Annotated in this window: 10 protein-coding genes and 2 pseudogenes; 5 read left to right on the top strand and 7 right to left on the bottom strand. The window is 68.0% G+C overall.

What is annotated here, in order from left to right; all coding sequences use genetic code 11:
* A pseudogene (locus A5681_RS26990) lies at nt 1-80 on the top strand (DUF5130 domain-containing protein); the annotation flags it as partial.
* Here A5681_RS26990 and A5681_RS28035 read toward each other — a convergent pair.
* Nucleotides 65-148: pseudogene (locus A5681_RS28035) on the bottom strand (HNH endonuclease); the annotation flags it as partial. The pseudogenes A5681_RS26990 and A5681_RS28035 overlap by 16 nt on opposite strands.
* Nucleotides 149-290: 142 nt before the next feature.
* On the opposite strand from A5681_RS28035, the gene A5681_RS04240 reads away from it, so the two are divergent.
* From A5681_RS04240 to A5681_RS04225, 4 genes are all read left to right on the top strand, one after another.
* On the top strand, nt 291-686 hold the full coding sequence (locus tag A5681_RS04240) for a globin (protein ID WP_067269714.1): 396 nt from the start codon (nt 291-293) through the stop codon (nt 684-686).
* A complete protein-coding gene (locus A5681_RS04235) occupies nt 686-2,278 on the top strand; it encodes a glycoside hydrolase family 13 protein (RefSeq protein WP_231996207.1) in 1,593 nt (530 codons plus the stop codon). Before A5681_RS04240 ends, A5681_RS04235 begins: the two co-directional genes overlap by 1 nt.
* A gap of 128 nt (nt 2,279-2,406) precedes the next feature.
* Entirely contained in the window at nt 2,407-3,027 is a 621-nt protein-coding gene (locus A5681_RS04230; protein WP_067269697.1) for a DUF5134 domain-containing protein, read from the top strand.
* A 93-nt stretch (nt 3,028-3,120) separates the two neighbouring features.
* Nucleotides 3,121-4,134: an FAD/NAD(P)-binding protein gene (locus tag A5681_RS04225; protein WP_082968191.1), complete on the top strand. Its 1,014-nt coding sequence runs from the start codon at nt 3,121-3,123 to the stop codon at nt 4,132-4,134.
* Nucleotides 4,135-4,191: 57 nt separating this feature from the next.
* Here A5681_RS04225 and A5681_RS04220 read toward each other — a convergent pair whose 3' ends face one another.
* From A5681_RS04220 to A5681_RS04195, 6 genes are all read right to left on the bottom strand, one after another.
* The gene (locus A5681_RS04220) at nt 4,192-4,851 is read right to left on the bottom strand and encodes a hypothetical protein (RefSeq protein WP_156737842.1); all 660 of its coding nucleotides are present in this window, start codon (nt 4,849-4,851) and stop codon (nt 4,192-4,194) included.
* Nucleotides 4,851-5,264 (bottom strand): acyl-CoA thioesterase, encoded by a 414-nt coding sequence (locus A5681_RS04215; RefSeq protein ID WP_067269691.1) that lies wholly within the window; start codon nt 5,262-5,264, stop codon nt 4,851-4,853. The genes A5681_RS04220 and A5681_RS04215 overlap by 1 nt, the downstream gene beginning before the upstream one ends.
* On the bottom strand, nt 5,261-10,099 hold the full coding sequence (locus tag A5681_RS04210; protein WP_067269689.1) for an NAD-glutamate dehydrogenase: 4,839 nt from the start codon (nt 10,097-10,099) through the stop codon (nt 5,261-5,263). Before A5681_RS04210 ends, A5681_RS04215 begins: the two co-directional genes overlap by 4 nt.
* A gap of 120 nt (nt 10,100-10,219) precedes the next feature.
* Nucleotides 10,220-11,896, bottom strand: coding sequence for an energy-dependent translational throttle protein EttA (gene ettA / locus A5681_RS04205; protein WP_067269688.1), 1,677 nt, complete (start codon nt 11,894-11,896; stop codon nt 10,220-10,222).
* Between the two features lie 79 nt (nt 11,897-11,975).
* A complete protein-coding gene (locus tag A5681_RS04200; RefSeq protein ID WP_067269686.1) occupies nt 11,976-12,458 on the bottom strand; it encodes a single-stranded DNA-binding protein in 483 nt (160 codons plus the stop codon).
* Between the two features lie 151 nt (nt 12,459-12,609).
* On the bottom strand, nt 12,610-14,652 hold the full coding sequence (locus A5681_RS04195) for a cytochrome c oxidase assembly protein (protein ID WP_067269685.1): 2,043 nt from the start codon (nt 14,650-14,652) through the stop codon (nt 12,610-12,612).
* Nucleotide 14,653: the final 1 nt, after the last annotated feature.

The raw sequence follows: 14,653 nt of genomic DNA, 5'->3' as shown, positions 1-14,653 counted from the left end.
TCGGGGTCACCGAGCCCGGCGAGCTGTCGGTTCATTTTCCGTTCCCGACCAAGGATCTCGTCGCCAGGGACGACGCGGTTGGGGGCCCGGTTAACCCTGCCGCGGCACCGGAACTGCGGTGGCTGCGGCGTCTTTTGCCCTGCGCCATAGATCCTCCGCGGATAGTCCACCATGATTCGCCGCCAATCGCACCCCTATTGCAGGTGAACGGCATGTCGCGCGGGTGAACACCGGGCGCATCGGCGGCCCGGCGCGGCGCGGCCGCGCCGCGATGGACCAAAATGGAGGCGATGGATTCCGAGCCTCAGTCCTTCTATGACGCCGTCGGCGGTGCCGACACCTTCCACGCGATCGTGTCCCGGTTTTACGCCCAGGTCGCCGAGGACGAGATCCTGCGCCAGATCTACCCCGAAGACGACTTGGCGGGCGCCGAGGAGCGGTTGCGGATGTTCCTCGAGCAGTACTGGGGCGGCCCGCGCACCTACTCCGACCAGCGGGGCCATCCCCGGTTGCGGATGCGTCACGTCCCATTCCGGATCACTCCCATCGAGCGCGACGCCTGGCTGCGCTGCATGCACATCGCCGTCGCCTCGATCGACTCGGAGACCCTCGACGACGAGCACCGGCGCCAGTTGCTCGATTACCTTGAGATGGCTGCGCACTCGCTGGTCAACGCGGCGTTGTGATGTCGGCCCACGAAACAGAGCGGGGTGGAATGAACTCCAGGCCGTGGTGGTCAAACGCGGTGTTCTATCAGGTGTATCCGCGGTCGTTCGCCGACAGCGACGGAGACGGTGTCGGCGACCTGGACGGCCTCACGGCTCGCCTGGAGCACCTGGAACGGCTCGGCGTCGACGCGATCTGGCTCAACCCGGTCACCGTGTCGCCGATGGCCGACCACGGCTACGACGTGGCGGATCCGCGCGACATCGACCCGCTGTTCGGCGGGATGGCGGCGTTCGAGCGGCTGGTGGCCGCGGCCCACGAGCGGGGCATCAAGATCACGATGGACGTGGTGCCCAACCACAGCAGTTCGGCGCATCCGTGGTTTCAGGCCGCGCTGGCGGCCGGTCCGGGCACCGACGCGCGGGAACGCTACTTCTTCCGCGACGGGCGCGGCGCCCAGGGCGAACTGCCACCGAACAATTGGACGTCGGTGTTCGGCGGCCCGGCCTGGACGCGCGTGGTCGAACCGGACGGCAATCCGGGCCAGTGGTACCTCCACCTGTTCGACGCCGAGCAGCCGGACCTGAACTGGGAACACCCGGACATTTTCGACGACTTCGAGAAGACGCTGCGGTTCTGGCTGGAGCGCGGCGTCGACGGTTTCCGCATCGACGTCGCGCACGGGATGGCCAAGCCGGCCGACCTGCCCGACGCGCGGGACGACATCAAGGTCCTGCACCACAGCGACGACGACCCCCGCTTCAACCACCCGAGCGTGCACGAGATTCACCGCGGGATCCGATCGATCGTCGATAACTACCCGGGGGCGGTGACCATCGGCGAGGTCTGGGTCATGGACAACGAAAGGTGGGCCGAGTACCTGCGACCCGACGAGCTTCATCTCGGCTTCAACTTCCGGCTGACCAAGATCGACTTCGATGCGACCGAAATCCACGACGCCATCCAGAACTCGTTGGCGGCCACCGCGATTGAGAACGCCACACCGACGTGGACGCTGTCCAACCATGACGTGGGGCGTGAGGTCACCCGGTACGGCGGCGGGGAGCTCGGATTGCGCCGGGCGCGCGCCATGGCGATGGTGATGCTGGCGCTGCCGGGTGCAGTGTTCGTGTACAACGGCGAGGAGCTGGGGCTGCCGGATGTGGTGCTGCCCGACGAGGTGCTGCAGGACCCGACGTGGGAACGCTCCGGGCACACCGAGCGCGGCCGCGACAAGTGCCGGGTGCCGATCCCGTGGTCGGGCGAGGCGCCGCCATTCGGGTTCTCCTCCTCGCCGGACACCTGGTTACCGATGCCCCCGGAGTGGGCGGCGCTGACCGTCGAAAAGCAGGTCGCGGACCCCGAATCGACCTTCTCGTTCTTCCAGCACATCATCAGATTGCGCAAGGAGCGCGCCGAATTCGACGGCGAGGAGCTCGAGTGGCTGGACGCGCCGCGCGATGCGCTGATCTTCCGCCGCAGCGGCGGGGCGGTGTGCGCGGTGAACGCCGGCAGCCGACCCATCCCGCTGCCGCCGGGAGAACTCATAGTGGCCAGCGCCCCGTTGGTCGACGGCAAACTGGCACCCGACGCCGCAGCCTGGCTGGCCTGAGCACCCAAAGGCGCGGCGGAACAGTCGCTTTCGCATAACGTTCCGGGGTGTCGCTTGCGAACAGTATACCCGGTGGGGGTACTGTCGTGCCATGGCCGAGACGGAGCCCACCCGCGAAAGGCGGGGCGGTGGATAACACATTGCGATGGGTGGTGACGGCGTTGTTCTCCGTCAGCTTTGTTGCCTATACGTATTTCCTTGTGGCCCAGCGCAAATGCTGGACCGACATGGTCAGCCAGGTGCTACACCTCGCGATGTCGGCCGTGATGATCTTGATGGCCTGGGGCGTGGGGATGACCCTTCCGACCATCGCGGCGACGACGTGCTTCCTGCTCGGCGGCGCCTGGTTTGTCGGCATCGCCGGGCGCGCGCCCCTGGCGGTGGATGGCCGGCTCACGAATTACTACTACGCCGTGATGATGGTGGCGATGGCATGGATGTATGGGGCGATGAACGGCGGCCTGCCGGGCCGGTCCGCGCACTCGGGCGGCGAGGAGATGGCCATGCCCGCGCATGCGGGCGCGCCCGGGATGCAGCACGCGACGCATCAGACGCCTGACTGGGCGGGCGCGCTGAACTGGACCGCGGCAGTGGGGTTCGCCGCGGTGGCGATCTACTGGGCGTATCGCTGGATGGCCCGGCGCTGGACGAGCCTGATGCCGCGCGCGGTTCGACTCACCCACGCGCAAATCGTGACTCAGACGGTCACCGCCGCCGGCACGGCGTTGATGTTCGCCGACATCGTGTGAGCAGACCGCTCGACCGGTGGCGCCAACTTTCCGACGAAGCGTCTGGCTTGACGTTCCTCTATACCTGAGTACATGGCGACCTACGCGTGGACAGTGATCGGAGCGGGACCCGCGGGAATCGCGGCCGTGGGGCGGCTGCTCGATCAGGGCGTACCGCCTGACAAGATCGCCTGGATCGACCCTGCCTTCGCCGTGGGAGACCTGGGCCGCAAGTGGCGGTCGGTGTCCAGCAACACCATTGCCGGGACCTTTCTGAGTTTCTTGAACGGCTCTGCGGCCTTTCGGTTTTCGGAAGCCCCGCCTTCAGCGCTGGCCGAAGTCGACCCCGAGGAAACCTGCGCCCTGGCCCTGGTCGCCGACCCGTTGGTGTGGGTCACCGGGCACCTGCGCGAGCGGGTGCACGCCTGCGAGACGACCGCCACCACCCTGTCGCTGCAACGGCGACAGTGGCGGATCGAGACGCAGGAATCCGAAGTCACGTCGGACAACGTGATCCTCGCCGTCGGCGCGGTGCCCAAGAGCCTGGGCTACCCCATCGACGCGATTCCGGTCGAGGTCGCCCTCGACGCCGATAAGCTGGCCGAGGTGCCGCTCGATGGCGCGACGGTCGGTGTCTTCGGCTCGTCGCACTCGTCGATGATCGCGCTCCCGCACCTGCTGCGGCTGCCGGTGGACAAAGTGATCAATTTTTACCGCAGCCCCCTCAAATACGCTGTCTATCTGGATGATTGGATCCTTTTCGACGACACCGGCCTCAAGGGCCGAGCCGCCGTGTGGGCCCGGGAGAACATCGACGGGACATACCCGGAACGGCTGGAGAGGTGCTGGGTTTCCAGCCCGGAGTTCGACGACAAGCTCGCCGAGTGTGACCGCGTCGTCTACACCGTTGGTTTCGAGCGGCGGCAGCTGCCCCGGACGCCCCAGTGGGGACCGCTGCCATACAACCGGATGAACGGAATCCTCGCCCCCGGCCTGTTCGGCCTGGGCATCGCGTTCCCCGAGTACGCCGAAGATCCTTACGGCTACGGGCAATACCGCGTGGGCCTCAAGAAGTTCATGGATCACCTGGACGCGGTCCTGCCGTTGTGGATGGTCTACGGCACCTGAGTCGTCGCGCGAGCCGTATTTGACTCAGGATGATTTGAGCGCCGGTCGTCCGAGGCGTCAGCTCAACAGCAGCGGGTCGCCCCGGCGCCGGTACACCGAGCCAAACCGGGCGTCAAGGCGCAACCAGGTCGGCAGTACCCGGACTCGGATCATCTCGTCTACGCCGACGGCCCCGGCCGACTGCGGCAGGAAACCCATTGCGGTCAGGGCGAACACACACCGCATGGGCAGCCCGACGCTGCCGTCCGGCGAGCTCACCTGAATGACCTCCTGGTCGAGCAGCGACACCGGCGGACCGTGCGAACTGCCGTGCTCCTTGGCGAGTTGCGCTCCGCGCTGCGCCAGGTCGAGCATCACGCGGGCGGGGATGTCCTCGAGGTGCGTGAAGCCGGAGTCCGGCGGCAGCGCCCCCCGCCATGCGGAATCGATCGCGAAGCCGGGGTCGACGTAGCCCGAGTCGTCCATCGCGGACAGGCCGCGCGCCAGTGCGTCCGCGCCCACCGAGAGATCCTCGGGCCGCACTTCGCCAGCCACCACGCGGCTGGCCAGGACGTCGAAACCCGTTGCCACCCAGGCCGTCAGCAAGCCAGCCGATCGGGTGCGCAGACGAATGACGGCGGCGTCGTCGAGACGCAGCGCGTAGTCGACGAACGCGGCCAGATCCCTGCGCTGGGCGGCCCGGTCGGCGGGCCCCAACCAAAGCCCGCGGTCAACGATTACCGAATCCACCGCTGCAGATACTCCCGATGGTGTGGGGAGAGCCGCACCAAGCGCTCCTCCTCGATATGGACGGCGGCTAGCTGCGACTCGGCGATGACGGCGGGTTTGGACTCGGGATCGGCATTGACCGAGCGCACTTCGTAGCCCAGCGTGAAGTCCACCGCCCGCAGCCGCTTGGTCCACATCGTCACCTGCAGCGGCGAATCAACAAGCCGCAGTTGACCTTTGTAGGTCACCTTCACTTCGGCGATCAGCAGCCCGATCGTCAAGATGTCGACCTCGAACGCTTCGCGCAGGAACTGGACCCGGGCCTCCTCCAGGATCGTGACCATCGTGGCGTGGTTGATGTGCTGGTACATGTCGATGTCCGACCAGCGCACCGGTACGGGGGCTACGAAGCCGACGCTCAACTGGAGGATCCTCTCCCGCTGGTGCGGGTCATGCGCCGGATCTGGCGCGCGGCCACCGAGAGTGTCGCAAGATCCTTCTCCCCGCTTTCTTGGATTTCGATGAGGGTGCGGCGCGCCCGCTCCACCCTGGACGCCGACAGGTGTTCCCACTCGGCGATCTTCTCCTCGCCGCTTTCGTCGGGCTCCCCCACCGCGAGCACGTCGAAGCACAGCGACCGCAGCGAGGCGTAGATGTCGTCGCGAATAGCCAACCGCGCCAACGAATGCCAGCGGTCGTTGCGGGGCAGCTCGGAGACCGCCGTCAGCAGTCCGTCGGTGCCCAGCCGGTCCATCAGGGCGAAGTAGGTGTCCGCGACCTCGGCGGAGTCGATGTCGTTGATGTCGGCAACGTCGATGATGTCGAGCAGGCTGAAGCGGTACAGGCCGGCGGCGATCATGTACGCCAGGTCCTCGGGCGCTCCCTGCGAGGAGAACTCGGCGGCCTCCTTCTCGACGATCGCCTTGTCGTCACCGCGCAGCCACTCCGACATCCGGGGGGTGAGGTCTTTGACCTTCGCGGCGAAACGGTTGATCTCGGCGCCGACGGCCAGCGGCTGCGGACGGTAGTTGAGCAGCCAGCGGCCGGCGCGGTCGATCAGGCGTCGGGTGTCCAGGGTGAGCCGGTCCGACAGCGCGACCGGCAGATTCGCCGCGCGGATGCGCCGCCAGATCTCACCCACACCGAAGATGGCGTCGGTGGCCACGTAGGTGCGCACCGCGTCGACCGGTCCGACGCCGACGTCCTCGACGATGCGGAAGGCGTAGCTGATGCCGGCGGTGTCGACCAGGTCGTTGATCAACATGGTGGTGACGATCTCGCGGCGCAGCTGGTGGGTGCGGATCTCCGGGGTGAACCGTTCCCGCAACGGCGTCGGAAAGTATTGCGGCAACCGGGATGCGAACACGTCCTGCTCGGTCAGTTCGGTGTTCAGCATCTCCTCTTTGAGTCCGAGTTTGACGTGTGCCATCAGCGTGCACAGTTCGGGCGAGGTGAGCCCGATGCCGGCCTCGCACCGGCGATCGATCTCCTTCTCCGATGGCAGCGCTTCGAGTTCCCGGTTGAGGCCTCGCTCGTCGACCAGGTACTGAATCTGCCTGCCGTGCACCGGCAGCAGGCTGGCCGCGTTGGCGCGGCTGGTGCCGATCAGGTCGTTCTGGTCCTCGTTGTCGGTGAGTACCAGCCGCGCGACCTCGTCGGTCATCGACTCCAGCAGCTCTTTGCGCTCGTCGGGATCGACCCGGCCGGCGGTGACCAGCGAGTCGATCAGGATCTTGATGTTGACCTCGTGGTCCGAGCAGTCCACGCCGGCGGAGTTGTCCATCGCGTCGGTGTTGATGCGCCCGCCCGACAGGTCGAACTCGACGCGACCCAGGGCGGTCACCCCCAGGTTCCCGCCTTCCCCGATCACCTTGGCGCGCACCTGACTTGCGTTCACACGCACGGGATCGTTGGCGCGGTCGCCGACGTCGGCATCGGATTCCGACTCGGCCTTGATGTAGGTGCCGATGCCCCCGTTGAACAGCAGGTCGACCGGCGCCTGCAGGATCGCCTTGATCAGGTTGGGCGGCGTCATCTCGGTGACCTCGCCGTCGATGCCCAACGCGTCGCGCACCTGCGGGCTGACGGGAATGGACTTGTGCTCGCGGCTGTACACCCCGCCACCCTCGCTGATCAGACCCTTGTCGTAGTCGTCCCAGCTGGACCGCGGCAGGTCGAACATCCGCCGGCGTTCCTCCCAGGAGACCGCGGGGTCGGGGTCGGGGTCGAGGAAGACGTGCCGGTGATCGAAGGCGGCGATCAGCCTGATGTGCTTGGACAGCAGCATGCCGTTGCCGAACACGTCGCCGCTCATGTCGCCGACGCCCACCACGGTGAAGTCCTCGGCCTGGGTGTCGACGCCCATCTCCCGGAAGTGCCGTTTGACGGCCTCCCACGCGCCCTTGGCGGTGATCCCCATGGCCTTGTGGTCGTAGCCGACCGATCCGCCGGAGGCGAACGCGTCACCCAGCCAGAACCCGTAGGACTTCGCCACGTCGTTGGCGATGTCGGAGAAGGTGGCGGTGCCCTTGTCCGCGGCGACCACCAGGTAGGCGTCGTCGCCGTCGCGCCGAATCACCTCGGGCGGCGGGCTGACCTTCTTCGTCTTGTGGTCGACGTTGTCGGTGACGTCGAGCAGCCCGGAAATGAACAGCTTGTAGCAGGCGATGCCCTCGTTGCGGGTGGCCTCGCGGTCAGCCGCCTGGTCGCCGGTCGCCAGCGGCGGCCTCTTGACGACGAAGCCGCCCTTGGCGCCGACCGGCACGATGACGGCGTTCTTCACCGCCTGCGCCTTGACCAGCCCGAGGATCTCGGTGCGGAAATCGTCGCGGCGGTCCGACCAGCGCAGGCCGCCGCGCGCCACCGGGCCGAACCGCAGGTGCACGCCTTCGACGCGGGGCGAGTAGACGAAGATCTCGTATTTGGGGCGCGGCAGCGGCAGCTCGTCGATCAGTTGGGCGTCGAGCTTGAGGGCCAGCACGTTGCGGGCGCGGGCCGAACCATCCCGCGTCACAAAGTAATTGGTGCGCAGCGTGGCCTGCACCAGCGACGCGAACGCCCGCAGGATCCGGTCGGTGTCCAGGCTCATCAGCGCGTCGATGTCGGCGGCGACGGCGGCCGCCGCCGCTTGGGCGTCGCGGTTCCTCGACGGTCCCGACGGGCGCGGATCGAAAAGCGCCTCGAACAGGGTGACCAATGATCGCGCGGTGGAGGGGTGCTCGTTGAGCACGGATTCGATGTAGGACTGGCTGTAGGGAAAGCCCGCCTGCCGCAGGTATTTCGCGTAGGCGCGCAGCAGCACGACCTGCTGCCAGGTCAGCCGCGCGCGCATGACCAGCTCGTTGAAGCGGTCGATCTCGACCCGGCCTTCCCAGATCGCGGTGACCGCGTCGGCGAATCGCTGCGCGGTCGCGTTGCGCTCCTCCGTGGTGGTCGCCGGAGCGATGGTGGGGTGGGTCGAGATCTTGAACTGGTAGATCCACACCGGCAACCCGTCGGGGCGGATCACGGTGAACGGTCGCTCCTCGAGCACCACCACGCCCATGCTCTGCAGCATGGGCAGCAGCTGGCTCAGTGAGGCGGTACGCCCGCCCAAAAACCAGGTCAGCTGGGGGGCACCGTCCTCGCCGCGTTCGGAGAACACCAGCTTGACCGAATTGTCTTGCAGCCCTTCGATGATCGCGATGTGATCGATGGCGTCGGCCGGGCTGACGGCCTGCTTGTAGACCTCGGAGAATGCCGTCGCGTAATGCTCGACGTCGGTCTGCTCGACCCCGCGGTCCGCCGCCGCGCCGATCAACCGGTCGGTCCAGGTCCGGGCGGCCTCGCTCAGCAACCCCTGGATGCGGAGCCGGTTGTCCTCGGAAACGTCGACGGGGGCGGCCTCTTCGGGTAGGCGAACCATGAAATGCATGAGCGCCCAGGGTGATTCGCTGACTCGGGCGGTGAACTCGAGGCGCGTGCCACCGAACTCGCGAACCAGGATGTCCTCGATCTGCAGCCGGACCTGGGTGGTGTAGCGGTCGCGGGGCAGATAAACCAGGCAGGACACGAAGTATTGGAGCCGATCGGCGCGCAGGAACAGCAACGCCCGCCGTTGGGAGCCCAGATCCACCACCGCTTTGGCCATCGCCAGCAGCCGCTCGGCGCTCAGCGTGAAAAGCTCTGAGCGCGGGACGGTTTGGATGACGTCGAGCAACAGTTGGCCGGGGTGGATCGGGTCGCTGTCGGCCATTGCCAGCGCGTCGCGCACCCGGGTCGAGACCGTCGGGATCTCCAGCACGTCGGCGTTCATGGCGGCCACGGTGAAGAGCCCCACGAAGCGGTGTTCGACGACTCCGTCGTCGACCGTTTCCCGCACCGCGATGGCGTAGGGGTAGGCGCCGTACCGCAGGTAGCTGCCCACCACGGATTGCGCGAGTACCAGCAGCGTGTCGTCGTCGGTCAACCGGGGACGGGAACCGGTGCGGGTGCGCAGGACGCCCAGGCCGGGTGATCCGTCACCGGAGACGAGCCCTTCGTGCACGAGGCAGCGTTGGTAGCCCAGCAGCAGGAAGTTACCGTTGCCCAGCCAGCGCAGCAGGGCCGCCACATCGTCACGGTCGGGGGCCGAGAAGTGGCCTTGCGCGTTGGTTTCGACGTCGGCGGCCAGGCCGCTCAGGGTGGCGATCAACGTGCCGGCGTCGCTGGCGACCTGCTGCACGTCCGAGAGGACCTTGGGCAGCAACCGCTCGACTTCCACGAGGCCCTTGGTGTCGACGGAGGGCAGCAGCTGCACGTGTATCCACGCTTCGCCGACGTACTGCGGGGCGCCCGGAGGTTTGGGTTCGACGCTGACCAGGTCGCCGTTGGAGTTGCGGTGCACCTCGAACACCGGCGTCATGATGGCGGCGTAGGGCACGCCGAGCCGGTGCAGCAGCACGGTGACCGAGTCCATCAGCATGCCGCCGTGGTCGGTGACGACCTGCAGCGCGGGCCCGAATCCAGCCGGGTGGTCAGGGGGGTAGACGGCGACCCGGCTCTGGCCGGCGGGGCGGTGCTGACCCAGCCGGTAGTGGGCGCCCAGCATGGCGGGAGTGACGATGGAGGTCGGGTCGGCCAGGTCGATCGGACCGGAATCCGCCACCCCGGGTTCGTCGCCGTGCGGGCCGCGATAGCTCTCGACGTAGGCCTTCGCGATCCAGCCCGGAATGTCCTCCTGCTGGGCGAAGTCGGTCCACGGCTTGAGGGCCTGCTTGGCTCCGGGATCGATCGTCATGCCGATGGCTCCCAACTCGTGACCGACGCCACTGTGCTCAACCGCCCACTCTGCCCCGCGGCGGGGGGCGGCCCCCAGCGGCCGTCGGGGCCGCTTCGCTGCGGGGCTGCGCAGCTGACACTAGTCGCGCGTGAGCTTGCGGTGGGTCACTCTGTGCGGCCGCGCCGCGTCGGCTCCGAGCCGGGCGACCTTGTTCTCTTCGTACGCCCCGAAGTTGCCCTCGAACCAGAACCACTTGGCCTCGTTGTCCTCGTCGCCTTCCCAGGCCAGGATGTGCGTGCATGTGCGGTCCAGGAACCAGCGATCGTGGGAGATCACCACAGCGCAGCCCGGGAATTTCTCCAGGGCGTTCTCCAGCGAACTGAGCGTTTCGACGTCGAGGTCGTTGGTGGGCTCGTCGAGCAGGATCAGGTTGCCGCCCTCTTTGAGCGTGAGCGCCAGGTTCAGGCGGTTGCGCTCGCCGCCGGAAAGCACGCCGGCCGGCTTCTGCTGGTCGGGGCCCTTGAACCCGAACGCGGAGACGTAGGCGCGCGACGGGATCTCGTTCTGGCCGACCTCGATGTAGTCCAGGCCGTCGGAAACGACTTCCCACACGGTCTTCTTGGGATCGATGCCGGCGCGGGACTGGTCGACGTAGCTGAGCTTGACGGTTTCTCCGACCTTGACCGTCCCGCTGTCCGGCTGTTCGAGGCCCACGATGGTCTTGAACAGCGTCGTCTTGCCGACGCCGTTGGGACCGATGACGCCCACGATGCCGTTGCGGGGCAGCGTGAAGGACAGGTCCTTGATCAGCGTGCGGCCGCCGAAGCCCTTGTCCAGGTGCTCGACCTCGACGACCACGTTGCCCAGCCGCGGCCCGACCGGGATCTGGATCTCCTCGAAGTCGAGCTTGCGCGTCTTTTCCGCCTCGGCCGCCATCTCCTCGTACCGCTGCAGCCTCGCCTTGCTCTTGGCTTGGCGCGCCTTGGCCCCCGACCGCACCCAGGCCAGCTCCTCGGTCAACCGCTTCTGCAGCTTGGCGTCCTTGCGGCCCTGCACCGAAAGGCGCTCGGCCTTCTTCTCCAGATACGTCGAGTAGTTGCCCTCGTAGGGATACGCGCGACCGCGGTCGAGCTCGAGGATCCACTGGGCCACGTTGTCCAGGAAGTACCGGTCGTGGGTCACCGCCAACACCGCGCCCGCATAGGCGGCCAGGTGCTGTTCGAGCCACTGCACGCTTTCGGCGTCCAGGTGGTTGGTCGGCTCGTCGAGCAGCAACAGGTCGGGCTTGGACAGCAGCAGCTTGCACAGCGCCACGCGGCGCCGCTCACCACCGGACAGATTGGTCACCGGCTCGTCGGGCGGCGGGCAGCGCAGGGCGTCCATGGCCTGCTCGAGCTGCGAGTCGAGGTCCCAGGCGTCGGCGTGGTCGAGCTCCTCCTGCAGCCGGCCCATTTCCTCCATCAACTCGTCGGAGTAGTCGGTGGCCATCAGTTCGGCGACCTCGTTGAACCGGTCTAGCTTGACCTTGATCTCGCCGAGCCCCTCCTCGACGTTGCCGCGCACCGTCTTCTCTTCGTTGAGCGGTGGCTCCTGCTGCAGGATGCCGACGGTGGCGTCGGTGGCCAGGAAGGCCTCGCCGTTGTTCGGCTTGTCCAGCCCGGCCATGATCCGCAAGACGCTCGACTTGCCGGCGCCGTTGGGGCCGACGACACCAATCTTGGCTCCCGGATAGAAGCTCAACGTGACGTCGTCCAGGATCACCTTGTCGCCGTGCGCCTTGCGGACCTTTTTCATCGTGTAGATGAACTCAGCCATGCCGCGGTCATGCCTTTCTGGTTTTCGAGAGAGTTCTCGCGACCATCCTAGGCATCGCCCGAGGGTCCGGATTCCGCAGCTAAGCCGACATCGGCAGCGGTCCCGTCTCGGCGGACACGTCGCTGCCCTCCCGATCGGCGTCCTCACCAGCGCTGCCGGCCGCATCCGCGTGTGACTTGGCGGCATCCCCGGCGGTCGGGCCGGTGTAACCCGGCCGCTCGATGCGCACGATCGCGCGGGACACATCGGGCCCGACGGAGGTGGCCCGCATCTCCAGTGACGAGCGGCGGTTGCCGTCGCGGTCTTCGTACTCGCTGGTGTACACGTGGCCCACCACGATCACCGGGGCGCCCTTGCCCAGCGCGGCGCCCACCCCGGTGACCAACTTGCCCCAGCAATTGACGTTGATGAACAGCGAGTTGCCCGGCTCCCAGCCGCCGTCGGCCGTGCGCCGGCGGGAATTGCTGGCGACGCGGAACTTGATCACCTCCTGCGTGCCGACCTGTCGCCGGTCGGGGTTGGTGACGATGTGGCCGACGACCGTGAGCGGTGTTTCGAACATGGGCTGATCCCTTCTCGATTGCTTTGGGCGGTGAACGCATCACCGCCCGTCCTGGCCACCATTGAGCTCGGCGCCACCGACGGGCCGGCAGGCAAAGCGGCCAAGAGCCGGGCGGCGGCCCGGCCCTTGTGGAAGGAATCGCGACTGTGGATCAGTCCGCGTGGGAGGGCTTCGGCGTATCACGCCGGGCCAGCTCGGCCAGCATCGCGTTGTAGGCGACCAGCTCGGCGAAGTCGTCGCGGTCGGCGGCGCGGTCCAGCCGCCGGGCGGTGCGGTCGTCGCTGCGCGCCCACTGCACCAGCAGCGCCAGCATCACGATCACCAGGGGCAGTTCGCCGGCGGCCCACGCGATGCCGCCGCCCAGCCGCTGGTCCCCGAGCAGGTCGGTGTGCCAGCTCAAACCGAGCGAGCGGTAATAGTCGGCGCCGAGCACCCTGCGGGTGCCCATCAGCACGACTCCGAAGAACGCGTGCAGCGGCAGCGACGCGAACACCACGCCCACCTTGGCCAGCGGCGGGATGGGGCGCGGGGTGGGATCGACGCCGATGACGATCCAGTAGAAGAGGTAACCGCTGAGCAAGAAGTGGACGTTCATCGCGAGATGACCGGCGTGACTGCTCACCGCGGTGTCGAACAGGCTCGACAGGTACAGCCCGTAGAAGCCGGCGACGAAGAGGACGGTGGCGACCACCGGGTTGGTGAGGAACCGTGACACGTGGCTGTGCAGCGCGGCCAGCAGCCACTCCCGCATGCCGGGCGGGTCTTGCTGGCCGGGTGAGCGGCCGGCGGCGGGCAACGCGCGCAGGGCCAGGCTCACCGGGGCGCCGAGCACCAGCAGGATCGGCACCAGCATGGAGAGGCCCATGTGGGCGACCATGTGGACGCTGAACATCGCCGGCATGTACCGACCAACACCCGACGAGGTGACGAACAGCAACGCCAGGCAGCCCAGCAGCCAGGACGCGGTCCGGCCCGGCGGCCAGGCGTCGCCGCGGCGGCGCAGACGCAGCACCGCGGCCACGTAGAGCGCGGCGAAAATGATCGCGGCGCTGCCGAAGATCAGGTCGAACCGCCAGTCGAACAGGATGCGCGCCGGTGTGGGTGGGCCGTTGAAGTCGTAGCCGATCTCGGCTTCCGGAATCGAGGGCAGCCGGCTCGGCGGCGGCGGTGGCGGGGTGCGTCCCAGCCCGACGGCGACGCCGAACGTGAGGCCGAAGACCGCGGCCTCGGCGAGCGCCAGCCGAAGCAGGGCGCGGCGCGCGCCGGGATCGGTCGGTTCCGCTTGCAGCCGCGCGACGGCGATGCGCCGCTGGCGCCAGCCAATCACCCCGAGCACGCACAGCGCGAGGACCTTGGCGATCACCAGGCGCCCGTATTCGGTGGTCAGCAGGTCCGCGAGCGGCACGCGCACCACGGCGTTCATCACACCGCTGAACGCCATCGCGACCCAGCACCACAGCGCGATCGCGGAGAACCGCCGGGCCGCCAGGGCCAGGTGCCCCCCGCCGCGCAGCCCGTACGCGGCCAACGCCAGCAGGCCACCGGCCCACACGCCGGCGGCCACGAGGTGGATCAGCAGGCTGTTGGTCGCCAGGTCGTGTGATCCCCCGGCCGACGAGTGGCCGGTCAGGCCGAGCGGCAGCAGGGTCAGCAACGAGCCGGCGAACAGCAGCGGTGTCCACGACCAGCGCAACACCGACAGGCTCGCCAGCATCACCAGGGCGGCCAGCGCCGCGGTCCAGCGCCACGCGGAGGCGGTGGTGACCAGCCCGGCCACCGACCAGATGCGCACCGGGTTGAGCAGCGCGACCAACGGTCGACCCGAGACGTCGGAGATGGTCAGCGGCACCAGCAGCGCCGCGCACACCGCCCAGACCCCGGAAGCCACCGTGCCGACCCGAAGCGCCCGGTACCCGTCGGCGTCCAGGACGCCGTTGCGTTGCGGTGGCACCAGGAAGGCCGCGAACAGAAACGATCCGACGGCCACGACTGCGGCGATCTCCCCCGCCGCCCGGACGAACGGCAGCCCCAACGTCGTCGTCGGGCCCGGGTCCGGCAACCCGGTGGCGGTCAGCGCGTCGGCCAGCGACAGCGCCCCGATACCGGCCGCCGTGCAGCCCGCCAGCAACGCGACGCCGATCAACAGCGGCCACACCAACGCGCGGGGTGTGGTCACAGACCGGTCGACCGTCATA

Source organism: Mycobacterium scrofulaceum (assembly GCF_001667885.1).
Classification (GTDB): domain Bacteria; phylum Actinomycetota; class Actinomycetes; order Mycobacteriales; family Mycobacteriaceae; genus Mycobacterium; species Mycobacterium scrofulaceum_C.
The sequence above is the reverse complement of the archived record's forward strand: the minus strand, read 5'-3'. Positions and strand labels throughout refer to the sequence as shown.